18 protein-coding genes and 1 pseudogene are annotated in these 22768 nt (G+C 63.9%); 6 read left to right on the top strand and 13 right to left on the bottom strand.

What is annotated here, in order from left to right; translation table 11 throughout:
• Positions 1-57 precede the first annotated feature (57 nt).
• Positions 58-1797: an alanine/glycine:cation symporter family protein gene (locus ACUCCZ_RS02050; RefSeq protein WP_435917839.1), complete on the top strand. Its 1740-nt coding sequence runs from the start codon at positions 58-60 to the stop codon at positions 1795-1797.
• 372 nt (positions 1798-2169) lie between these two features.
• Here ACUCCZ_RS02050 and groL read toward each other — a convergent pair whose 3' ends face one another.
• The 5 genes and pseudogenes from groL to ACUCCZ_RS02025 all read right to left on the bottom strand — a co-directional run bounded on the left by groL (position 2170) and on the right by ACUCCZ_RS02025 (position 7527).
• On the bottom strand, positions 2170-3765 hold the full coding sequence (gene groL / locus ACUCCZ_RS02045; protein WP_435917840.1) for a chaperonin GroEL: 1596 nt from the start codon (positions 3763-3765) through the stop codon (positions 2170-2172).
• An 11-nt stretch (positions 3766-3776) separates the two neighbouring features.
• Positions 3777-4073: a co-chaperone GroES gene (gene groES / locus ACUCCZ_RS02040; protein ID WP_002514778.1), complete on the bottom strand. Its 297-nt coding sequence runs from the start codon at positions 4071-4073 to the stop codon at positions 3777-3779.
• A gap of 212 nt (positions 4074-4285) precedes the next feature.
• Complete coding sequence (locus tag ACUCCZ_RS02035) at positions 4286-5176, bottom strand: LppM family (lipo)protein (protein WP_435917843.1); 891 nt, start codon at positions 5174-5176, stop codon at positions 4286-4288.
• A gap of 381 nt (positions 5177-5557) precedes the next feature.
• Positions 5558-6316, bottom strand: a pseudogene (locus ACUCCZ_RS02030) (LppM family (lipo)protein); the annotation flags it as partial.
• A gap of 23 nt (positions 6317-6339) precedes the next feature.
• Entirely contained in the window at positions 6340-7527 is a 1188-nt protein-coding gene (locus ACUCCZ_RS02025; protein WP_435917845.1) for a THUMP-like domain-containing protein, read from the bottom strand.
• A gap of 251 nt (positions 7528-7778) precedes the next feature.
• Between ACUCCZ_RS02025 and ACUCCZ_RS02020 the strand changes: the two genes are divergently transcribed.
• Positions 7779-8204: a hypothetical protein gene (locus ACUCCZ_RS02020; protein WP_435917971.1), complete on the top strand. Its 426-nt coding sequence runs from the start codon at positions 7779-7781 to the stop codon at positions 8202-8204.
• Between the two features lie 22 nt (positions 8205-8226).
• On the opposite strand, the gene ACUCCZ_RS02015 is transcribed toward ACUCCZ_RS02020, so the two are convergent.
• From ACUCCZ_RS02015 to tsaE, 6 genes are all read right to left on the bottom strand, one after another.
• On the bottom strand, positions 8227-8721 hold the full coding sequence (locus tag ACUCCZ_RS02015) for an NUDIX hydrolase (RefSeq protein WP_435917847.1): 495 nt from the start codon (positions 8719-8721) through the stop codon (positions 8227-8229).
• Between the two features lie 154 nt (positions 8722-8875).
• On the bottom strand, positions 8876-10210 hold the full coding sequence (locus tag ACUCCZ_RS02010; protein WP_435917848.1) for a C1 family peptidase: 1335 nt from the start codon (positions 10208-10210) through the stop codon (positions 8876-8878).
• A 132-nt stretch (positions 10211-10342) separates the two neighbouring features.
• Entirely contained in the window at positions 10343-11386 is a 1044-nt protein-coding gene (gene tsaD / locus ACUCCZ_RS02005; protein ID WP_435917849.1) for a tRNA (adenosine(37)-N6)-threonylcarbamoyltransferase complex transferase subunit TsaD, read from the bottom strand.
• A complete protein-coding gene (locus ACUCCZ_RS02000) occupies positions 11379-11840 on the bottom strand; it encodes a GNAT family N-acetyltransferase (protein ID WP_435917850.1) in 462 nt (153 codons plus the stop codon). The genes tsaD and ACUCCZ_RS02000 overlap by 8 nt, the downstream gene beginning before the upstream one ends.
• Complete coding sequence (gene tsaB / locus ACUCCZ_RS01995) at positions 11837-12505, bottom strand: tRNA (adenosine(37)-N6)-threonylcarbamoyltransferase complex dimerization subunit type 1 TsaB (protein WP_435917851.1); 669 nt, start codon at positions 12503-12505, stop codon at positions 11837-11839. Before tsaB ends, ACUCCZ_RS02000 begins: the two co-directional genes overlap by 4 nt.
• Complete coding sequence (gene tsaE, locus ACUCCZ_RS01990; RefSeq protein ID WP_435917852.1) at positions 12505-13395, bottom strand: tRNA (adenosine(37)-N6)-threonylcarbamoyltransferase complex ATPase subunit type 1 TsaE; 891 nt, start codon at positions 13393-13395, stop codon at positions 12505-12507. The genes tsaB and tsaE overlap by 1 nt, the downstream gene beginning before the upstream one ends.
• A gap of 208 nt (positions 13396-13603) precedes the next feature.
• Here tsaE and ACUCCZ_RS01985 point away from each other — a divergent pair, with 208 nt between their 5' ends.
• Positions 13604-14284 carry an HNH endonuclease family protein gene (locus ACUCCZ_RS01985; RefSeq protein WP_435917972.1) on the top strand — a complete coding sequence of 227 codons (681 nt, stop codon included), beginning with the start codon at positions 13604-13606 and terminating at the stop codon, positions 14282-14284.
• A gap of 27 nt (positions 14285-14311) precedes the next feature.
• Here ACUCCZ_RS01985 and ACUCCZ_RS01980 read toward each other — a convergent pair whose 3' ends face one another.
• Positions 14312-15781 carry a DEAD/DEAH box helicase gene (locus ACUCCZ_RS01980; protein WP_435917973.1) on the bottom strand — a complete coding sequence of 490 codons (1470 nt, stop codon included), beginning with the start codon at positions 15779-15781 and terminating at the stop codon, positions 14312-14314.
• A gap of 1100 nt (positions 15782-16881) precedes the next feature.
• Between ACUCCZ_RS01980 and ACUCCZ_RS01975 the strand changes: the two genes are divergently transcribed.
• Positions 16882-18021, top strand: coding sequence for a glycosyltransferase family 4 protein (locus ACUCCZ_RS01975; RefSeq protein ID WP_435917853.1), 1140 nt, complete (start codon positions 16882-16884; stop codon positions 18019-18021).
• Positions 18022-18035: 14 nt separating this feature from the next.
• Here the strand turns inward: ACUCCZ_RS01975 and ACUCCZ_RS01970 are convergent, their stop codons facing one another.
• Positions 18036-19481, bottom strand: coding sequence for an NAD(P)H-hydrate epimerase (locus ACUCCZ_RS01970; RefSeq protein ID WP_435917854.1), 1446 nt, complete (start codon positions 19479-19481; stop codon positions 18036-18038).
• Between the two features lie 188 nt (positions 19482-19669).
• Between ACUCCZ_RS01970 and ACUCCZ_RS01965 the strand changes: the two genes are divergently transcribed.
• Together ACUCCZ_RS01965 and ACUCCZ_RS01960 are read left to right on the top strand one after the other, a co-directional pair.
• Entirely contained in the window at positions 19670-21829 is a 2160-nt protein-coding gene (locus ACUCCZ_RS01965) for an alpha-galactosidase (protein WP_435917855.1), read from the top strand.
• A gap of 28 nt (positions 21830-21857) precedes the next feature.
• Complete coding sequence (locus ACUCCZ_RS01960; RefSeq protein ID WP_435917856.1) at positions 21858-22766, top strand: carbohydrate ABC transporter permease; 909 nt, start codon at positions 21858-21860, stop codon at positions 22764-22766.
• Positions 22767-22768: the final 2 nt, after the last annotated feature.

The following is a 22768-nucleotide window of genomic DNA, read 5'->3' as shown; positions in this document are numbered from 1 at the left end:
CCGCACTGCGGTGTTGCCAGACTCGGTGTCGAACGTCGTCGACGGATAGGACCATTCGTGCCACTTGGCATCACGTCATCACCCGTTTCCACAAGTCTCGAGGCACTTGTCCCAGCTCCCCTGAGCTTGGACCAAGCCATCGACAGCTTCGTCTCCCCCATTGCTACCGCCATTTCTGACGTGGTGTTCTGGGTTGTTCCCATGCCAGGAGGAAATGAGTTCCCCCTCATCCTGGCCTGGCTACTCGGGGCTGGCGTCTTCTTCACGATCTATCTGGGTTTTCAACAGCTGCGTCCAGCGTCAATTCGTCACTCCGGCCATGTGCTGCGGGGCCACTTCTCCCGTCACACCGATCCTGGTGACGTCACCAGCTTCCAGGCACTGGCAACCGAGTTGTCAGGTACCGTCGGCCTGGGAAACATCGCCGGTGTTGCCATCGCGATCGCGACTGGCGGACCAGGCGCATCCTTCTGGATCGCTGCTGCCGGTCTGGTCGGCATGAGCGTCAAGATGTCCGAGGCGACCCTCGGTGTGAAGTTCCGCGTCGTCAATGAGGATGGGACCACCTCCGGAGGCCCGATGTACTACCTGCGTGACGGCCTGGCCTCGATCGGCAAGCCCAAGCTCGGTCGCGTGCTCGCCACCTTGTTCGCCATCTGTACTGCCTTCGGTGTCATCGGTGCGGGCAACATGTTCCAGTCCAACCAGGCCGCCTATCAGCTGGCGATGTTCGCCGGTGGCAAGGACTCCTGGATCGGCACCCACATGTGGGTTGTCGGCCTGCTGTTCGCGATCCTCGTCGGCCTCGTCATCGTCGGCGGTGCCTCCAAGATTGGCGCTGCCACCTCCAAGATCGTCCCCTTCATGGGCATCCTCTACGTCATCATGTGCCTCGCCGTCATTGGCGCCAATATTTCTCAGGTGGGTGACGCCTTCATGTCCATTTGGTCTGGCGCCTTTACCGGCCACGGCGTCGCCGGTGGGGTACTTGGCGTACTCATCGTCGGAGTGCAGCGTGCCGCGTTCTCGAACGCAGCCGGTGTCGGTACCGCGGGCATCGCCCACTCTGCCGTGAAGACCCGCCGTCCGGCCCAGGAGGGTTTCGTCGCGATGTGGGAGCCGTTCATCGACTCAGTCGTCGTCTGCACCATGACGGCCATCACCATCATCATTACCGGTGTCTACAAGGATTCCCAGGCCGATGGTGTTCAGATGACCGCCCACGCCCTCAAGACGGTTGCCCCGTGGTTCAGCTCCCTGCTGACCCTGGCCGTCGTGCTCTTCGCCTTCTCGACCATGCTGTCCTACTCCTTCTACGGCAAGAAGGCTGTTGGTTTCCTGTTCGGAAACTCAGCCACTGCCGAGCGCATCTACAACGGCATCTTCCTGCTCCTGCTGGTTGTCGGTGCGGCCACCAACATGACCTCGATCCTCGGCCTGGCCGACGCCATGCTCTTCCTCATGGCTGTCCCGAACGTGCTCGGCATGTACTTCCTCGCCCGGGTCGTGGCTCGCGAGATCAAGGGTCACCGGGAGCGTGTGGACGCCGGCGTCATTCCTCAGGTGCCTGAGGACGCTCAGGCCGGCATGATGATTGCCAACGAGGCCACCTCGGAACAGCTCAAGACTGCTGACGAGGAGTACGCGCTGCGTGCGGCAGCCATGGACGCTCGCAGCAAGGAGCTCGATCTGGGGCACACGGCTCCCGACACCGAGCGTGACTACCTGGAGCACCTGCCCGAGAACCATGAGTTGTTCACCACCATGGACCGTGACGGCAAGCCGCTCGAGGACTGACACCACGTACGCGTCGTGATGGGCCCGGGGACTGTTCCCCGGGCCCAGTTGCTTGGTGGGGACATTCGACACCAGAGCACTTGGTCACGTGACGGAGTTGTCACCATGCCCGCCGGGCCAGTACCCGCAACGCCCGTGGAACTCCTGAAAGGAAGACCGGTCCGTGCCATCCCAGGTGGCAGCCCTCCCCTGTCTTGTCGAGATTTCCACACGTACGTCGGGTCATCGAACAGACCACACGTCGGACCCTCTCGTGCTCGGGCGAGCGGCAACCAGACCGAACGAGAAGCCGGCCATTCATGGCGAGCACGAGCAACGGGCCCCGGAACCATGTGGTTCCGGGGCCCGTTGCGATCAGAGAGGATCAGTGACTCAGTTGTCGTCGTCCTCGTCCTCCGGCTTGTCCACCACGAGGGTCTCGGTGGTGAGCAGCAGAGCAGCGATGGAGGCGGCATTGGCCAGGGCGGAGCGGGTCACCTTGACGGGGTCGATGACACCGTCGGCGATGAGGTCCACGTACTGACCGGTCTTGCCGTTGTAGCCGTGTCCGGGCTCCATCTCGGCGACCTTGGAGACGATGACGTAGCCGGGCTCGCCACCGTTCTCGGCAATCCAGCGCAGCGGCTCACGAACGGCCTTGGCGACGATCTGGACACCGGCCTTCTCGTCACCCTCGAGGTGAAGGTTCTCGTCGAGTACGTGCGCGGCGTGGATGAGGGCGGAGCCGCCACCGGCGACGATGCCCTCCTCGATCGCGGCACGGGTCGCGGAGACAGCATCCTCGATGCGGTGCTTCTTCTCGTTGAGCTCGACCTCAGTGGCCGCACCCACGCGAATGACACACACGCCACCGGCGAGCTTGGCGATACGCTCCTGGAGCTTCTCGCGGTCCCACTCGGAGTCGGAGTTGTCATACTCAGCACGCAGCTGGGCGACGCGTCCCTCGACGTCGGCCTTGGAGCCGGCACCGTCGACGATCGTGGTGTTGTCCTTGGTGACGACGACCTTCTTGGCGCGACCCAGGACCTCAAGGCCCACCTGGTCAAGCTTGAGCCCGACCTCGGGGGCGACAACCTGACCACCGGTGAGGGTGGCAATGTCCTGCAGCATGGCCTTGCGGCGGTCACCGAAGGCCGGAGCCTTGACGGCCACCGAGTTGAAGGTGCCGCGGATCTTGTTGACGACGAGGGTGCTCAGGGCCTCCCCGTCAACGTCCTCGGCCACGATGAACAAGCTGCCGTGGGCTGCGATGACCTTCTCCAACAGCGGGAGCAGGTCGTTCATCGACGAGATCTTGCCGGAGTGGATGAGGATGTAAGGATCCTCGATCACGGCCTCCATGCGGTCCTGGTCGGTGACCATGTAGGGCGACAGATAGCCCTTGTCGAACTGCATGCCCTCGGTGAAGTCGAGCTCGGTGCCGAAGGTCTGGGACTCGTCGACGGTGATGACGCCGTCCTTGCCAACCTTGTCGAAAGCCTGGGCAATGAGGGAGCCGATGGTCTCGTCACGGCTGGAGATGGTGGCGACGCTGGCCATGTCCGAGGTGGTGTCGATGGCGCGCGAGATGGAGCGAAGCTCCTCCACGACGGCGTCGACAGCCTTCTCGATACCGCGCTTGAGGCCGACCGGGTTGGCCCCGGAGGCCACGGCGCGCAATCCCTCGTGGACGAGGGCCTGGGCGAGCACGGTGGCGGTGGTGGTTCCATCACCGGCCACGTCGTTGGTCTTGGTGGCGACCTCCTTGGCGAGCTGGGCGCCGAGGTTCTCGTAAGGATCGGTGAGGTCGACCTCCTTGGCGACGGTCACGCCGTCGTTGGTGATGGTCGGGGCTCCCCACTTCTTGTCGAGAACGACATAGCGGCCCTTGGGGCCGAGGGTCACCTTGACGGTGTCGGCGAGGGTGTCGACGCCGCGCTCGAGGGCGCGACGGGCCTCCTCGTCAAACTGAAGCTGCTTGGCTGCCATGTATCAGCGCCTCACTTCTCGACGACGGCGAGGATGTCGCGAGCGTTGAGGAGCAGGTACTCCTGGCCGTCGTACTTGACCTCGGTGCCGCCGTACTTGGAGAAGATGACGACGTCACCCTCCTTGACATCCATGGGAACGCGGGTGCCCTTGTCGTCGACACGACCGGGGCCGGCGGAGATGACCTTGCCCTCCTGCGGCTTCTCCTTGGCGGTGTCCGGAATGACGAGACCAGAAGCGGTCGTCTGCTCGGCCTCGAGAGGCTGGACGAGGACGCGGTCCTCGAGCGGCTTGATCGTGGTTGCCACGTCAAGACCCCTTTCTACTGAAGACGGATTGTGTCGTTGTCTCTCGCCAGGGGTTGCGAGCCCCGAGCGCCACGGACCGTCAGCGTCGCGGGTGCTTGAGGTCCGTTGGCACACTCACCACGAGAGTGCCAATTACGAAAGTACACCCGTGGTTGGCACTCAGGCAAAGGGAGTGCCAGAAATGACGCTCCGCATATCGATATCGGCAGTCGTCAGCTGGATCCGTGGTTCTTCCAGAAGTCGTCAGGATGTGACGGCGGCTGCTGATCAGGTTGAGCAGCGCCCGTCGCATTCCCCGGAACATGTCCCCACGGCTGGTCTGACTGGCTCGGACTCTGGTAGGGCGGCTGCTGTGCCTGGGGATTACCCTGAGGCTGCCCGGGGTACTGCATCGCCCACGGGGTATCACCGTTCTCCGGCTTGCTCGCCCTCTGACCCTTCTTCTTGAACAGGACAGCCACGACGACCCCGATGATCGCCAAGACTGACACCGCGACGACGATCCAGACCCACGTCGGCACACCGTTGTTGCGCTCACCGGTGGCGCTGAGACCCTCACTCGAGAACATGTCCTTGGGATCGGTCCAAGTGACGGTATTCCCGTCGACCTTGCTCGATCCAGAGTGGTTCAGCACCTTGCCGGGGAAGATGATGGAGACCTTGAAATCGCTGAACATGCTTGCGTCAAGGGACTCGGTGGAACCACCTGCGCCATCGAAATAGCCGTTGTTCATCTTGAAGGTCACCTTGTCCCTGTCAAAGGTGACCTTGCTGCCTTCATTACCCTTGTTGTACTCGGCTGCGGTGACGTCACCCGAGTAGGTGCAGCCGATGTATTGATCGTCCTCGAATTTCTCGCCCTTGGCGTTCGAGGTTCCCCCGCCGACACCCTTCGTGTCGTCACAGTCGGAGAACTGGGAGGTGAGGTCCTCCCCCGACATGTCGGCCATGGACTTGGAAATGCCAACGGTGGCCTTGACGTGGATGTGATCCTCGTCCTTGATCTCCATCGCCGTGTCGAATTTGACGCACCCGGCGAGCAACAACAGGGGTGCAAGAAGCACGGCAAGACAGCGTCTCAGATGGCGGGATACACTCTGCATGCCACCATGACACCACAGACATGGGGTCTGACGGTAGGTCCACCTGGCAACAAGCACGTACCATGACGGCCCTCGGTGGACATTCCAGTGCACTTTTGAGCCTCTTCTCGTCACCCCATGTGCGACTCATGACACGGGTCCTGGCAACCACGTGATTCCAGGATCCTCACGTACCCGGAATCAGTGTGAGTCCGGACCAGGCTCACCGCCAGGACCATGGGGCGACCGATGGACTCCTCGAGCAGGGCCATGATCCGGATTCTGCGGTCCTCGCGGCAGACACGGCTGTCCCGGTAGCGGCCCGGGACGACCCTGCGGCGGCCCGCCCCCGGGATTGGGCATGCCTGGCTGACACGGGACACCGGTCGACTGGCCATTCTTCCTCTTGCTCATGACCACTGCTGCAACGGCACCACCCATGGGGACGACGACCACCGCAAGGACCACCCATGCCCAGCCCGGGAAGCCAGCTCCGCGCTTGCCCGAGGCTTCCAAGCCCGAATGGGACTCAAGGTCCTTGATGTCGGTCCAGGTCACGGTCCTGCCGTCAACCCTGCTCGATCCCGAGTGGCTCAGGACCTTGCCGGGGAAAGTCACAGAGACCTTGAAGTCAGAGATCTTGGCTGAACTACCCAACTGCGAGGAGTCAAATCGGGAAAGGGCATCCCAGAGACCAGAACCATCACAACGAAACCGGACCTTGTCGTCGTCAAAGGCGACGAAAATTGGGCCGTCGCCCTTGACGTCTTGCGAGGGCGTGGCCGACGGTTTTGCACCACGCGGAGACGGGGACGACTGGCCCGTCAGCTCAGCGACCGTCATCGTGCTGGTCACCGTGCAGCCCACATATTTGTCGTTGTCAAAGGGCCTGACCGTCATCGCGCCGGCAGCGTTCCCATCCGACTCATACAATCTTGCGAGTTCTGAGCAATCGCGAAGCTCTTTCGTGACGTCCTCGGCCTCGCCTCCCGCGAGCTCGTCGAGGGTCGACTTGAGAGCGCCGACAGTAATGGTTACATCAACATGGTTTTCGTCCTTGATGACGAAACCAGCGTTGAACTTTCCGCAACCTGACAGCACAAGGAGCGGAGTCAACAGCAATGCAACGAGGTATCTTGCTGAACGCCGAGTGGTCACCACGAACACATGACATCACAGACAGGTCAATTCTGGATACGGCTTGGTGATAAGTGAAGTCGGTCGCACACCAAGGCCTTGGCGTTTTGACCTGTCGGAGTGCATATGAGAGTGACAGAACGTGGTCCAGAGGGCTTGAGCCTTCGTCGCCACGCAACGGGATCGACGTCGACACCGCGCTTCTTGATCTCGATGGTTCCGACGCGATGGTCACGTACCCAGGAACGCAGGGTCCTGACGTCGAGAGGGAGTACGTCCTTGACGGCAAACCACGTCAACCACGCAGAATTGACCGGGGCGTCCGCAGTGAGGTAGGCGATGCCGTCAGACACCATGCGCAGCGAGTCGTCAATCGCCGAGAGACTGCCAGCCCGAATGGCTGCCGGGTGGGGCTCAGCCACGAAGGGACCCACATCACCAATGTCCGGATCGGGTAGCGCACCGGGCAGCTCAAGGGTCGTCTCAGGGCTCACGAGAATGGCACGGTCGCCCGACCACAAGTCGCCGAGCCCGGACCACAGCGTCGCCTCAACCAGATCCCCGCGATGGCCCACGTACGTGACGGGTGTGCCGGGCAGTTGAGAGCGATCGACTCCTGGCCCGAGCTTGACCACGGTCGGCGCCACGGCGATCACCTTTTCCACGAAGGACCATGACGGCTGCACATCCTCCAAGCGCCAGGTCCGGCCTCGCCCAGTGCGCCGAGCGGGGTCAAGCATGACGACCGTGGTGTCGGACGCATCCTTGAGCAGGTCACCGGCGACCTCGGCGGCATCGGCACACAACACGGTGGCTCCGGGGAGGTTGTGGCGGGCCAGTTCGGCGGTCGCAGGGTCGATCTCGACAGCGGTCACCCTCAAGCCAGCCTCGAGGTATGCCCGGGAGTCCGCGCCGCATGCGCAACCCAGGTCAATGACGTTCGTGAACCCTGCGGAGACCAAGCATTGTGCACGCCATCGGGAGACGTCGCCGCGGGTGGCCTGCTCGAGACCATCGCGGGTCCACAGCATGTCTTCTCCGACCGGACCAACCTTGCTGACGGATCGACGCCTCAGGCTGATCTGGTCGAGGGCCGCAGCAGCGAGATCGGCATTCATGTGACGCCGCAGTCGGCTCGCGGCGGACAGCGAATCCGGATCAGGTTCAGCGCCGGCGAGGTCTAGGGCGGCGATCCCTTCATCTCCGGCCAGACGGCGTGCCACGGTGCGATCCACGCTGCCACCATAGAGGTACTTTCGAACAGTTTGGGTACACTCTTCGGGCGAGACATCGCTTTGCACTGTTTTCCGTACGAGGAGCAACCAGTACCGTCGTGGCCATCACCACTTACGAGAATCGATCACGATTTACCCAACGCCTGCAGTCCCGGGGGTCCAGGAACATGACCTCTGAGGAAGATCCTTCGCGCCGTTCTGCAGGGTGGTACGTCCATCACTTCATCGGTTCAGCCTGTCAGCTCGGAGCCATGGCAACGACCTACTACGGGTCGCGCACCGAGCCCCTCACCATGGACGCCCGCACCCATGTCAGCTGGGCACTGCTCTTCGTGGCACTCATCGTCATTCCCGGCCTGCTGACCTTCGCGGAGTCCTTCGTGAAGCCCGACGGGAGCGGTCAGGACGTCGTCACTGCGGTGACCCTCATGCTGGGCCTCGGCGGCATCATCGCCATGGGCATTCTGGCGGCGACACCGATCGTGACGACGCCGATCGCCTTCTCGGTCCTGTTGCCAGTGAGCTTGGCGCTGACGATCATTGCGCCATACAGCCTGCCGGGCGGCAATCCACGTGCTGACAGCATGTTCGCCGAGACCCACTACGGGGCGTGGAGCTCCCGCTGGGTCGCCCCGGTCGTCTGCCTCATCCTGTGGATCGTCGGGTTGGCTGGCTGATTCTTTCGCCATGGCGGCGTCATCACAGGGTCGAGTAGGACCACCCCGTGGGACGACCGTCGGAGTACGGCAGGCAACCGTGAAACTGCGTGACCTCAGGATCGAAGACCAACGGCAGGAAGTGGCGGTCTCCTTCCCACATCGGTAGGTCGTCGAGGGAGTCGACGCGCTCCCAGGCCAGGGGTCCTTCCTCATTCTCGTCAGGGATGGCGTCGGCAATGGGATGCCAGGCATCGACGACGAAGATGACACCGAAATGGTCCTCTCCGTGACGCCCGAACCCCGGCCACGACACGGTGCCACGTAGGCGCATGGCGTCAACCTCGATCGCGGCCTCCTCGCGCAATTCGCGCTTCATGCCAACGACGACATCCTCCCCCGGTTCCACCTTGCCTCCCAGCCCGTTGTACTTGCCGAGCTGCTCGTCGCCAGGGCGTGCGATGCGATGCACCATGAGGACGCGCTCTCCGTCAGGGTGCATGACGAAACCAAGGGTGGTGAGTATCGGGGTCATCATGGGGGACATCCTCTCAGGGCGACGAAGACGGCTGCCGAGCGACTGGCAGCCACGACAGCTGGCAGAGGCTCCCTGGCTCAACGGATTGTGCACGCACGACCACGAGCTGCCCGCCCGCAGGGACACGGACGGGCAGCTCGTGTCGTGAGGGGACTCACATCATGTCGTACTGCGGCAGGACGATCGGCTCCTGGTCACACGCCTTGGCGACATCCTCGGACACCCGGGAGCGAGGCACGATGACGTTGTAGACGTACTCGTCGAACCACGAGTCGTTCATCGTGAAGAACCCTTTGCGGCCCACCTCATCGCCCCAGGAGTTCTCAACCCGCCAGCGCACCGGAACACCGTCAACGAGGTCCACACCGACAATGGTCATGGCGTGGGTTCCACCCGACTCGCGCAAGCGCAACCGCTCGGCCTTGGACATCTCCATGTCGATGCTGTAGAGGGCCTCATAGTCATGCAGCTTCGCATCCCAGACGCCCAGGTCCTTGTCGAACTGCTTCTTGACGTCGCAGGCGAACCAGACAGGCTCTCCGGCGGCGATGGAGTCGATGACGGCCTTCTTCATGACGTCCAGCTCCACCGACAGGTGCCAGTAGGGAGTGCCACCCTCCATGTACGGGGTGTGCTCGTGGACGTAGGTGCGACCGACGGGGTGTTCCTCACGCGGGTCATGGCCGAGGCTGACCCACGGTTCGAACGCCTGCGGCACGATCTCGTGGGCGAACTCCAGCGGCGTGTAGGCGCCCTTACGGTGGAAGTTCTTGTCCTTGTCGCGATACTGCCAGGTGAAGCTGGCGGGCGGGGTACCCAGGTGGATCGCGAGGATCCGCCACACCGCGTTCAGGGCCTCGCTTCGGGCTGCCTCCATCTGGGAGGCCCCCTCGGCCACGTCGGAACTGGTCGCGGCGTCACGGATCCTTCCAATGGCTCGGCGCAGCACCGTCGACAGGGCACGGTTCATCTGCACGGTGTTACCGGCCGACTCGGTGTCGGGCATGACCCAGGAGGGCACCACACCGTACTTGGCGACAAGATCAGTGAACTCCATCCACCATCCGCCGTCCTCGGCCGGATAGTCCATGAGGGCGCGCACCTCTTCCTCGTCAGCATCACGCGATGCGGTGGCGATGGCGCGAGCAAGGGTGTGGTTGGCCTTCTCGAGCTTGTCGAAGAAGGCGATGTAATTCTGCGAGAACTCGAGGTTGTCGACCTTGAGCTCGCTGATGACCTTGGCCCGCAGGACGTTGAGCCCTGCGAATTCCCAGCACCGTCCGGAACGCTTCTGATCGGTCACTCCCCAGGAGTCCAACCGCTCGGAGGTCGTCTCGTCGATGCTGTTGGTCACGGTGCGATCCAGGCTGACGGTGTCGGCCCCGGTGCCGGTCACCGCATTCTGAACCAGTCGCCCGGTGGCGTCATTGGCGAAGGACTTGGCGCGAAAGGCGCTGAAACTGGCATCGAGAACGAAGGGTTCACTCATTCCTCATCCATTTCTGTCGAATACTGATGCCCCACACCATGGCACAGCGGGACAACCTGCGAGCGGGGTCTGACCAGCAGGTTTCAAGCCGTTGTACGTTCACACCCCACAAGACTGCCGACGTTGACCACCTCAGACGAGCACCTTCTCAATGGGCAGCCCGGAATCAGCGGAGATGTCCATCGATGACGGCGGCAGACCAGCCTTGACGACCTGCACACCGAGAGCAGCGATCATCGCCCCATTGTCGGTGCACAGTCCCGGACGTGGGCGTCGCAACTCGACCCCAGCGGCCTCCAGCCGCTCGGCGAGCAGGGTGCGCAGCCGCGAGTTGGCCGCCACTCCGCCGCCGATGAGGAAGTGCTTGAGGCCGTACTCCTGGCACATGTCGACGGCCTTGGCGGTCAGCACGTCGGCAACGGCCTCCTGGAAGCTGGCAGCCACATCTTCGACCCGGAACTCGACCCCGTCACGCTGCTGGGTCTCGACCCACCGGCTCACCGCCGTCTTGAGCCCGGAGAAGGAGTAGTCGAAGCGGTGCTTGACCATGTCGTGACGAGCCGTCAGTCCACGCGGGAAGCGGATGGCCTCGGGGTCTCCCTCGGCAGCGGCGTTGTCGATGACCGGGCCTCCCGGGTAGGGCAGGCCGAGCACTCGCGCGACCTTGTCGTAGGCCTCGCCAGCGGCGTCATCGATCGTCGAACCGACCTCGACGATATCGGTCGCGATGCCATTGACCCGCAGCAGGCTGGTGTGACCTCCCGAGACCAACAGGGCACCACAGGGCATCGGCAGTTCCCCGTGCTCCAGCAGGTCGACGGCGACGTGCCCGGCCAGATGGTTGACGCCATAGAGCGGTGTGTTGAGCCAGCTCGCCAGCGCCTTGGCGGCTGACAGACCAACGACGAGCGCACCAGCCAGACCGGGACCGGCCGTCACAGCAACGCCGTCGAGCTCGAGGAGGTCCACCCCCGCGGTGGCGGTGGCCTTCTCCAGCACCGGGACGATCGCCTCCAGGTGGGCGCGCGAGGCCACCTCGGGGACCACCCCGCCGAAACGCACGTGCTGTTCCATCGAGGAGGCGACCTCGTTGGCGAGCAGATCGTTGCCACGGACGATGCCGACTCCGGTCTCGTCGCAGGACGACTCGATGCCCAGGATGAGCGGTTCAGACATGGTTCTCCTCGGTTGTGGTCGCGGGCAGGTCGGTGGACATGACGAGCGCGTCAACCCCGCCTCCGTAGTAGTTGGGACGCTGGGAAATCGTCTCGAACCCGAAGCGTCGGTACAGGGAGATGGCCGGGTCGTTACCGCGGCGCACCTCAAGCATCATCGTGCGGCATTTCCGGGAGAGTGCCCAGTCGATGCCACGGGAAAGCAGGTCAATGGCCAGTCCTTGCCCTCGTGCCGCGGGCGTGACCATGATCCGATCGAGGTCGGCGACGTCAAAACCGTGGAAGGTGGCGACGGCAGTGACCTCGTCATCCCCGGCGATGAGTGTGAGGCGGTGGTCGACCGGCGAAATCTCCTCGGCCCAGGAGGTCCGTGACCACTGCTGGGACGGGTCGAAGCTGGCCTGCTCGACGGCCATGACGGCGTCGAGATCGGCCAGGCTGGCGGTTCTGGTCATCGCTTGATACCGGGCAAGGTGAGTCGGGTCGGGGTCAGGGTGGCCTTGCGGGTCGTCGGGACGGTGGCGTCAGGGTCGCGCAGGTAGAGCGGTTCCAGACCGACGTCGGGCATGGTCTGCCAGGACGCGGCGAGCACCCCGGCGTCCAGGCGCTCCGGGGATCCGGGGACGGGGGTCAAGCCGCGAACCGGGCATCCCGGGCCGCCTACCGGAAGGCCCTCTGGCAGCTCCTCGGGGCGGGTGACGTTGGGGCCGTCGAGACGGTTTCCGGAGGCGTCGTAGCGAGCCCAGTACAGCTCGTGCCGACGGGCGTCGGTGCACACCACGAACTCCCCGTCGATACCGTGGTCGACCCACTGGCGGGCCAGGATGTCGAGGGAACAGACCGGGTGCGGGGTGAGGTCGGCCAGATGGGCGAGCACCCGTCCGGTGGCCACGCCGACGCGTAGTCCGGTGTAGGGGCCAGGGCCGACCCCGATCGCCACGTCACCGATGTCGACCAATGCAATCCCGGTTTTCTCACAGGCCTGACGGATGAGCGGCATGAGCTGCTCGGCATGGGCACGAGGGTCATCGTGGTGCAGGCTGACGAGCACCTCGGAGCCGCGTGCCAGACCGACGCTGACGGCCGTCGAGGTGTCGATTCCCAGAACGATCGTGTTCATCAGTTGTTGCCTCCGGTCTCGTCAGAGCTGGTGTGAAGGGGCAGTTCGGACAGCGGCGACAGGTCGACGTCCTGCCAGCGCGGGCCGAAACCTTCCAGATAGACCACGCGGGTCTCGTCGGCAGGATCCCCGCTGCGACGAATGTCGATGTCCAGGTGGGAGCCACCGAGGTCCTCGGCGATACCGGCTCCCCACTCGATCAAGGTGACGGCCTGGTCCATGGTCTCGTCAAGGTCCAGGTCGACCAGTTCCGCAGCCGATCCGAGTCGATAGGCGTCGACGTGGACGAGCCCCGGGCGACCCTCGGCCCCGGCATGGCGTCGGGCCAGTACGAAGGTCGGGGAGATCACCGGACCCTCGACTCCCAGGCCCAGGCCGATTCCCTGGGCCAGGGTGGTCTTGCCGGCCCCGAGGTCTCCCGAAGCCAGCACGATGTCACCTGCGCAAAGCTCGGTGGCCAGGGCGGCTCCGAAGGAGTGCATGGCTTCGGTGGTGGGGATGACGACCCGGGTCGGCAACACACGCACCCAGTCGTCACCGTCACACTGGTAGGCGGTGCTGGGTGCGGACTGCAGGCAGGAGACGACGAGGATGCGCGACCCCAGGTCGGTGGCGATCTGCTCGGCCCCCTGGATGAGGGCTGCGGTGGTGGCGACGTCGTCGGGGTTGACGACGAGATCGGCGACCTCGGCATGACCACCCTCGTCGAGGAGATGAGCCAGACCGACGGTCGTGGCACCGCGGCGGGCCGTGATTGCGATGCCCTGGGTCAACCAGGTGGACACGGTCGTCTCGCCAAGGTCGAAGGCGCGCGCCAGGTCAGCGGTTTCCTCGTGGGTTGCGACCGCGAGTTCCGGGGTCACGTCCTGCGGTCTCGTCTGTTCATCCACAAGGGTTCAGGATAGTCCCCGAATCCTGTCAGGTCCTCGTCATCGCGACGCCGCTGTCCAGGTGTGGCAGACGTGTTCGCCCCAACCCTTCTGCTGAGTCAGTGGTCGGGAGTAGCGTCAGGCCTCGTCTCTCCAGTGAGAGTACGGAGATTGCCGAGAGTGTGAGGATGATGACATGGCAACGAGGACACGTCGACGGTGGACGTGGCTGGTGCTGCTCATCGCCGCATCATTGGCCCTGGTCGGCGTCTACCGCCGGGCCGTCCCACATGAGGGATCGACGGCCTACGGACAGGCAGCTGAAGTCCTGGGACAGCTTCCCGTCAAGGGACGGGCGCCCATGACCGGCTACTCCCGCGAACAGTTCGGCGAGGCCTGGAGCGACAACTCCGACCCCGTCCTGACGAGCCCATGGGGACACAACGGTTGTGGCACCCGTGACGACGCTCTGGCTCGCGACCTCGTCGGGGCGACGTTGAAGTCCGACAGCCGGTGTCGCGTGGTGTCCGGGGAATTGCACGATCCCTACACAGGCCGGACGATCACGTGGAAACGCGGGCGCGAGACATCGGCCATCGTCCAGATCGACCATGTCGTCGCGATGGGAAACGCCTGGGTCACCGGGGCCCAGCAGCTGCCGATGGACCGACGCCAGGCGTTGGCGAACGATCCCCTCAACTTGCTGGCCGTCGAAGGACGGGCCAACCAGCAAAAGGGGGCCGGGGATGCCGCGACCTGGCTTCCGCCGAACAAGTCCTACCGCTGTGACTACGTGTCACGTCAGATCGCGGTGAAGAAGAAGTACCACCTCTGGGTCACCTCGGCGGAACGCAACGCGATGGTTCGGGTGCTGTCGACATGCCCGAACCATCCGTTGCCCGCGCGGTGACCCGGCCTCGCCTCGCCACGAGTCGGATCACCAGGTGTCGTTGCTGGAGCGGCCATACCTGGCCTCGATGTCGTGACGATGTCCGTCATGACCACGGGAGTTGTGACCACGGAAATCGCGTCCACGATCATGACCGTGCCCACCACGACGATCCCGGTCGTAACCGCGACCACCACGATTACGTCGGCCCTTGCCGCGGCCAGGCTTGCCGTCACGAGACTTCTTGCCGCGCTGCTGCTTGGGAGCGACGAGGGCCTCGTAGTCCTTCTCGTCGATCGGTGCGCCCAGGGTCGGGCTGCAACCAGCGACCTCGGCGACATGCTCGTCACCAATCATGACCTGGGCCTCGACCGGCTTGACCCCGGCCTGACGGTAGAGACGCGACATGCTGCGGCGCTGGTGCGGCAGGACGAGCGAGACCACGGCCCCGTCGTGCCCGGCGCGAGCGGTACGGCCGGAACGGTGCAGGTAGTCCTTGGAGTTCATCGGCGGGTCAACCTGCAGCACCAGGGTGACGTCGTCAACGTCGATCCCTCGGGCCGCGACGTCAGTGGCAACCAGAACCGGCAAGGAGCCGTCCTTGAAGGCCGTCAGCACGCGGGCGCGGGCACCCTGGGTGAGCCCACCGTGCAGGGCACCGGCCATGACTCCGGCTTCACGCATCTGTTCAGCCATCCGAGAGGCGCCACGCTGAGTACGGGCGAAGACGATGGTGTGACCGCTGCGGTTGGCGATCTCACACATCAGCCCGACCTTCTGGTGTGGCTTGATCTGGAAGGCGTGGTGGGTCATCGTCGAGACCGATCCCTTGCCGGAGTCGATCTCGTGGGTGACCGGGTCGTGCATGTAGCGCTTGACAAGCTTGTTGACGGCACCGTCGAGGGTTGCCGAGAAGAGCAGACGCTGACCCTGTGCGGGGACGGCGTCGAGGATCGACCCAACGGCCTCCATGAAACCCAGCTCGGCCATGTGATCGGCCTCGTCGAGGACGGTCACCGTGACGCCGGACAGGTCGGCGTCACCGGTCTCCAGCAGATCGACGAGGCGTCCCGGGGTGGCGACGACGAGGTCAACACCCTTCTTGAAAGCCTTGGTCTGCGGACCGTAGCTCATCCCACCGGCGATGAGGATGGTCGACAGGCCCATTGACGAGGCCAACGGCGACAACACGTCGGCGATCTGCATGGCCAGCTCGCGGGTGGGCGAGAGGATGAGGGCACGGGGACGCTTGTCCTCGCGCGGCTCGGCCGACAGACGCGACAACAGCGGAACACCGAATGCCAGGGTCTTGCCCGAACCCGTCGATGCACGACCCAGCACGTCACGACCGGCAATGGCGTCCGGGATGGCGGCGATCTGGATGCGGAAGGGCTCGGTGATGCCGGTGGCCGCCAGGGCGGCGACGATCTCATCGGGAACACCGAGGGCCGAGAACCCACCCTCGTGGTCGACGCCGGAGACGTCCAGGTCGGTCAGCTCAGTGGCCTTCCAGTCCATGTTGTCGGCGTCGTCGTGATCGGCGTGCCAGTCGTTGCGGTCATCGCGGCGACGGTCCTCACGGACGTCGTGGTTCTCCTGGAAGCCCCGACGGTCACGGTCGTCACGGTTTCCGCGATCCGCACGGTCGTCACGGCGATCCCAGCCGCGATGATCGCGCCAGTCACGGGACCCGTGGCGATCGAAATCACGACCGCCACCACGACGATCCCAACGGTCATTGCGACGCTGACCGCGACGGTCATCGCGCCAGTCGTCACGATCCCACTTCGACCCGCGCCGATCGTCACGATCCCAGTCATGGTTGGCGTGGTTGTTGGGGCGACGCGACTTGCGGGACCGGAACTGGCTGTCATCGGACCAGCGACGGTCGTCACGGCGTCCATCGCGACGACCCCATCGGTCATCCCGGCGGCGGTCGTCACGACGGTCGGACCACTCACCACGACCGCTTCGATCCTGTGAGTAGCGACGGTCCTTGCCAGCACCACCGTCATCGCGACGCGCGTCCTCCCAGGGAGTCCACGGCTCGAAGTTGCGGCCACGGGAATCGGTGTGGCCGTTGCGGACCCCTCCCCTGGTGCGAGGCTTGTGGCCGCGAGCAGCACGCTCGGCGGCCGTCCAGCGACGCTTCGGGGTGCCGTCGGCCTTGAAGGACTTCGGGTTGTGTTTCTTGTTGCTCAATGGGTCATCCCTCACGATGGGCGGAATCCTTGACGCAGGCGGCCCACGCCACCGCGCATGAGGGCGCGGCGTCACTGCACGGGGTCGCGGAATCTGGCCACGACGCACCAGACCCAGCGGGTCTCGGTGATGGAATCCTGGATTGTTTGTCTGTCTCGATGGCCGGGCGAATAGCTGCTGTGCAGGTGAATGCAGTGAATCAATCCCGGAGCCGGTGGCTCCGTCATGCCCCGAGGGCACATCGAGCAACTGAAACGCATCATGGACCCGAGCAAGTCGGGCCGTTGCCAACGTGTTCACCCTACCCGAGATCACCACGGTGACGAAAATCGGGCCGCCCACGGCGTCACCTCACGTTCACCACCTCGACAACGCGACCCTGCTGACTCGTCACACACCCCGGTTACCATGGACACGTGCGTGTTGCGATCATCACGGAGTCATTCCTTCCTCAGGTCAATGGAGTGACGAACTCGGTCCTGCGAGTGCTGGAGCACCTGCGCGACAACGGCCACGAGGCCCTCGTGCTGGCACCCGGCGATGCCCAGACCCCCCGCGAGTACGCCGGATTCCCCGTCATCCCGTTGGCCTCCCTGCACTGGCCGGGCTACCAGGACGTCCGCGTCTCCACCAGCCCCCAGTGGACCATGGAACGTTACCTCGCTGAGTTCAAGCCTGATGTCGTTCACCTGGCCGGACCCTTCATGATCGGGTACAAAGGCGCACTGGCAGCCGCATCCCTCGGCGTCCCCGTGGTGGCGATCTACCAGACTGACATCCCCTCCTACGCCGGCCGCTACGGTCTCGGCAAGTTGGAGTTCTACGGCTGGTACCGCGTCCGTCAGATCCATTCTCTGGCAGTCGCGACCTATGCGCCGTCCACCTTCTCCCGCGATCAGCTCGTCAACCACAGAGTGCCGCGAGTCGGCATCTGGGGCCGTGGCGTCGACAAGGTCCGTTTCAACCCGTCGAAGCGCTCCCAGGAACTCCACGACGAATGGGCTCCCCACGGCGAGGTCGTCGTCGGATACATGGGACGGCTCGCCGCCGAGAAGCGCGTCGCCGACATGGCCAACCTTGCAGACATCCCCAACACCAGGCTCGTCATCGTCGGAAATGGACCGGCTCGATCCGAGTTGGAGAAACAGCTCCCCAATGCCATCTTCACCGGGGGTCTGGGCGGGCAGGAACTCCCCCGCGCGGTCGCCAGTATGGATGTCTTCTGCTCCACCGGCGAACTCGAAACCTTCTGCCAGGCCGTCCAGGAGGCCAAGGCCTGTGGCGTCCCGGTCATCAGCCCCCGCAAGGGCGGGCCGATCGATCTCATCGACCCGTCGCGCACCGGATGGTTGTACGAGCCCGGAGACATGGTCGACTTCCGCTCCCGAGTCATCGATCTCGTTGGCGACGATTACAAGCGTCACGCCATGGGCGTGGCCGCCCGCGCCTCGATCGAGAATCGCACCTGGGAGAACCTGTGTGGCGAGCTCGTCGGGCACTATGAGGATGCGATCCGACTGGCGGGACGCTCGACGAGGATTCGCACCGCCCTCTGAGAGGGCCTGCCCGATCAGCGGCCCAGGACCGTCGTGACGACCCCGGGCAGCAACTCGGCAATCTGGTCGGGAGCGTAGGGACCGGGCATGGAAATCGCCGTGGCAGCCTGCATACTGGCAGCGCACAGAGCCGCGTCAGCAGCATCCAGACCCGCTGCCATGAGAGTGCCGCACATTCCAGCAAGCACATCACCAGAACCCGCCTGAGCTGTCCATGCCGGGCCCGGCAGAGCGGCGCGAACGGTGCCGTCGGGGCGCGCGACCCACTGGATCGCCCCCTTCACCAAGACCGTGGTATCGAAGCGCTGAGCCGCACGGACGGCTGCCGCCCGCGGGTCGGCCTCCACCTGACTGCGCTCGATCCGCAGCATCCGGGCCAGCTCACCGGCATGTGGGGTGAGCAGGCATCCTTCCGGCAATTCAGCGGGTAACAGACTCAGGGCGTCGGCGTCAATGACCATGGGGACACCGTCAGCAGCTCGCCGGATGAACCGATCGGCATTACTGTCGTGGGCGCTCCAGCCGGAGCCCAGAACCCATGCCTGGACGCGCCCTTCCCCAATGACGACCGAGGGGGCTCGGCTGAGGATGAAGGCCATGATGGCGGTTGGCCCGGCAAACCGGACCATCCCCGGGCCCGTGCGCAATGCCCCCAGGACGCTGAGGACCGCTGCCCCCGGGAACCGTTCAGATCCGGTGTCGACGCCGACGACGCCGCGGGAGTATTTGTCGTCGTGCATACCGGGAACTGGCCACAGTGACGACATCTCGGCGAGATCGCAATACTCGTCAACACCCTCGAGGGTCTCGCCGTGGTCGTCAACGAGGTCGAGACCGATGTCGTGAACCTCCAATTCCCCGCAACAGCGGGCCGCGGGGTGCGCGATGTGGCACCACTTCAGACTCGAAAATGTCATGGTATGAGCGGCATGAACACACGACTGCACCTCCCCCGAATTCGCGTCCAACCCAGAAGGCACATCGACTGCAAGCACCGGAACTCGGCGATCACGCAGCCACGCGTCGATTCGCTCCAAGGACTGCGGAATACCTGGACGGCCCCCAATACCGAGAACTGCATCGATTGCGAGATCGTAAGAGTGGCTCGTGACCTCCCCGAGCGAGACTCGGATGCATCCCGCAGCGAGGGCGGCCGCCATACCAGCCTCGTGAGGCTGGCCCATGATCTGGGCCAACTCGACCCGCCAACCACGCTGGGCCAGTGCAGCGGCTGCAAAAAGCCCATCGCCGCCGTTGTTTCCGCCGCCGACGAGAACGAGAACGCACTGCGTGGCCACCCAGTCCGGCACCATGTCGCTGACGGCTCCGCCGAGGAGCAATTCCTGGGCCTGGTGGGCGACGGCATGGGCGGCGACGTCCATGAGGTCCTGTCCGGGGTGGGTGTCGAACCACCTCTGTTCAGCGGCTCGGGTGGCCTCGGCGGTGCAGACAATTGCCATGACGCTCCCTCCAACCCCGTTAAGGGTTCTCGCTGCAGACTGAGTTTCATTCAACCACGGTGGGAGGGTCGGGTTGGGTAGGCGCAGCTCGAACGTCACACGTTGCGATGCACACATGCCTGGGATACCGTTGACGCGATTTACTTTCTAGAGAAACAAAGTTGTTCACTCGATGACAGGAGGCCGCCATGAAGAGCACCACCATTCACTTGCACACTGCCGGTGTCTCATTCGTCGTATCCGTGGTCGATGACCGGCAGGCATCAATCACCCACTGGGGCCGTGACCTCGGCCACCTTGACGAGCACCTCGCCGAGGACCTGCGGACCTCGTGCATCCAGACCCAGGTCGGTAACTCCATCGACGAACCTGTCCACGTCGCGCTACTGCCTCAGTCCGGGGACGGCTGGCTCGGTCGGCCCGGAATCGAGGGTCATCGTGGGTCCCGGAGTGGTTTCTCACCGCATCTCCACACCACAGCCATCCGTCTTGACGGTCGTGAGGTCGAGGGGTTCGCTGAGGCGACCACCGGCACCTTGGAGGTTGACTCGGTCGACCCCGACGCAGGCATTGCACTCACCTCGACACTGACGATGCTGTCCTCCGGCCTTGTCACGGTCAGCTCCCGCCTCATCAACACCGGCCCCGACGACTACCACCTGAACTCGCTCCAGCACTGCGCTCCGGTCCCCTTTGAAGCCAGCGAGATTCTTGACTTCACTGGACGTTGGGGACTTGAACACACTCCGCAACGCACCCCAGTCAGCTACGGAACTCACTGCCGAGAGGTGCGCCGCGGCGTCACGGGCCCCGACACCGCATGGGTCATGCACGTCGGCACTCCCGGATTCGGATTCCGTCATGGTGAGATCTGGGCGACCCATCTGGCTTGGTCAGGAAACAATCGCTACTACGTCGAGAAGCTCGTCCAGGGATTCCAGGTGATGGCTGCTGGGGAGATCCTGTTGCCGGGCGAGGTTGTTCTGCATCCCGACGAGAGCCACACCTCGCCCACCCTCTACCTCAACCATGCAGTCGGCCTCGACGGGATCGCCTCACGCTTCCACGACCACGTCCGTCACAATCTTCATCCGCTGTCCCCTGATCGCCCGGTCTCCTTGAACGTCTGGGAGGCCGTCTACTTCGACCAGAACTTCGACAAGCTCATGACCCTTGCCGACCGCGCTGCCGCTGTCGGCGTCGAGCGATACGTCGTTGATGACGGATGGTTCGGTTCTCGTCGTGACGATTACTCAGGCTTGGGAGACTGGACCGTCTCTCCCGACGTGTGGCCCGAAGGCCTCCATCCCCTGGTCACTCACGTGAAGTCCCTCGGCATGCAGTTCGGGCTGTGGTTTGAACCCGAAATGGTCAACGAGGATTCCGACTTGGCTCGCAACCATCCGGACTGGCTGATGGCTCCTGGGCAGCGTCTCCCCCGCCAATGGCGCCACCAGCAAGTACTCAACCTCACCATCCCAGAGGCGTGGCAGTACATCCACGACAGTATTGCGGCAATCATTGAGGAGTACGGGCTCGACTACATCAAGTGGGACCACAACCGAAACCTTCTCGAGTCGGGCACCCGCGCGACCGGTGTACCCGCCGTGCACGAACAGACACTGGCGACTTACCGACTCATCGAGACTTTGTTGGCCGAACACCCCGGTCTGGAGATCGAGTCATGCTCGTCAGGTGGTTCTCGCGTCGACCTCGAACTGATACGCCGCTGCTCTCGGATCTGGGTGTCCGACTGCATCGATCCGCTGGAACGCCAGGTGATGCTGCGCTGGGCCAAGCAACTCCTCCCTCCGGAGTTCCTGGGAAGCCACATCGCCTCGGCCACCTCCCACAGCTCCGGTCGTACCCATGACCTGTCCTTCCGTGCGGCGACCGCCATCTTTGGACACCTTGGCATCGAGTGGGACATCACTTCCATCGATGACGACGAGCTGGCTGAGCTCAAGGAATGGATCGACTTCTACAAGGAGAACCGTCAGTTCCTCAACACCGGGACGGTCGTCAGGGCCGACCGCGCGGACGAGTCCCTGTGGCTGCACGGAGTCGTCTCTCAAGATCGTCACCACGCTCTGTTCAGCCTGGTTGCCAGGTACCGCTCGCCCATGTCCCCACGCGGCAACATCCGCTTCCCAGGACTCGACCCCGAGATGACGTATCACGTCCGACCAGTCCAGGTGGGCCATCCGGTCAAGGGAATGGTCGATGCGTCATGGTTCGACGGGGTCGACCTCACCGGCGCTTCATTGGAGGCTGTCGGCATCCAGGCTCCAGGACTCAATTCCGAGCATGCACTGCTTATCGAGATCTCCGGCATGTCGAAGAACTGACGACAACAGATCACAGAAGGAAGATCACATGTCCATCTCTGCCTCAACGATGAGGCGATCACGTCCAGCACACGGCTCAGACTTGAGCCTGGCACTGTGTTTCATCGCCCCGGCCAGCATCGGCCTGATCGCGTTCCTCATCTGGCCCCTCGTGACCGGCATCTACTACAGCTTCACGAGCTATGACGTCCTCACCCCGCCTCGATGGACGGGCCTGGACAACTACCGAGCCCTCATCGCAGACGACAGGTTCTGGAATTCCCTGAAAGTGACCGTCGAGTACGTCGCCATCAACATCGGTGTCCAGACGATCCTCGCCGTCCTCATCGCCGCTCTCATGCACAGATTGACGACGTCGACAGTGGTCCGGTCACTCATCCTCAGCCCGTACCTTGTGTCAAACGTCGTCACGGCGCTGACCTTCTTGTGGATGCTCGACATCCAGTTCGGCATCGTGAACCAGCTCATCGTCAAGCTGGGCGGGGAGGCCATCGGCTTCTGGAGTGATCCAAAGTGGGTCATCCCGACGATCGCGTTAGTCAATGTCTGGCGAAACATGGGTTACACAGCATTGCTGATCTTCGCAGGCTTACAGGGAATCCCCGAGAACCTCTACGAGGCCGGACGAACGGACGGCGCCTCCGAGGTGTCGATGTTCTTCCGCATCACCATGCCTCTACTGCGGCCCATCCTCGCCCTGGTCCTGATCATGACGATCATTGGATCGTTCCAGGTGTTCGACACCGTCGCGGTTTCCACGACCGGCGGACCGGCCGACGCATCGAACGTGCTGCAGATGTACATCTATCAGAAGGCCTTCGGCGAGTACGACTTCGGTTATGCCTCGGCCCTGTCCGTGGCCCTGTTGATCATTCTCGTCATCATCACCGTCATCCAATACAAACTGACCCGCGCCGGCCAGACCGATCTGAACTGAGG

It is taken from the genome of Cutibacterium nasicola, assembly GCF_052654715.2.
This window is presented reverse-complemented; position numbering and strand designations above follow the sequence as displayed.

Excerpts from the sequence above, each read along its gene's own strand:
- ACUCCZ_RS01960 (WP_435917856.1), top strand. The coding sequence starts at position 21,858 with ATGTCCATCTCTGCCTCAACGATGAGGCGATCACGTCCAGCACACGGC.
- ACUCCZ_RS02000 (WP_435917850.1), bottom strand. The coding sequence starts at position 11,840 with ATGACCAGAACCGCCAGCCTGGCCGATCTCGACGCCGTCATGGCCGTC.
- ACUCCZ_RS02020 (WP_435917971.1), top strand. The coding sequence starts at position 7,779 with ATGGCAACGACCTACTACGGGTCGCGCACCGAGCCCCTCACCATGGAC.
- ACUCCZ_RS01980 (WP_435917973.1), bottom strand. The coding sequence starts at position 15,781 with ATGGACTGGAAGGCCACTGAGCTGACCGACCTGGACGTCTCCGGCGTC.
- ACUCCZ_RS01970 (WP_435917854.1), bottom strand. The coding sequence starts at position 19,481 with ATGGCAATTGTCTGCACCGCCGAGGCCACCCGAGCCGCTGAACAGAGG.
- ACUCCZ_RS01965 (WP_435917855.1), top strand. The coding sequence starts at position 19,670 with ATGAAGAGCACCACCATTCACTTGCACACTGCCGGTGTCTCATTCGTC.
- ACUCCZ_RS02035 (WP_435917843.1), bottom strand. The coding sequence starts at position 5,176 with ATGCAGAGTGTATCCCGCCATCTGAGACGCTGTCTTGCCGTGCTTCTT.
- tsaD (WP_435917849.1), bottom strand. The coding sequence starts at position 11,386 with ATGTCTGAACCGCTCATCCTGGGCATCGAGTCGTCCTGCGACGAGACC.
- ACUCCZ_RS02010 (WP_435917848.1), bottom strand. The coding sequence starts at position 10,210 with ATGAGTGAACCCTTCGTTCTCGATGCCAGTTTCAGCGCCTTTCGCGCC.
- groL (WP_435917840.1), bottom strand. The coding sequence starts at position 3,765 with ATGGCAGCCAAGCAGCTTCAGTTTGACGAGGAGGCCCGTCGCGCCCTC.
- tsaB (WP_435917851.1), bottom strand. The coding sequence starts at position 12,505 with ATGAACACGATCGTTCTGGGAATCGACACCTCGACGGCCGTCAGCGTC.
- ACUCCZ_RS02015 (WP_435917847.1), bottom strand. The coding sequence starts at position 8,721 with ATGATGACCCCGATACTCACCACCCTTGGTTTCGTCATGCACCCTGAC.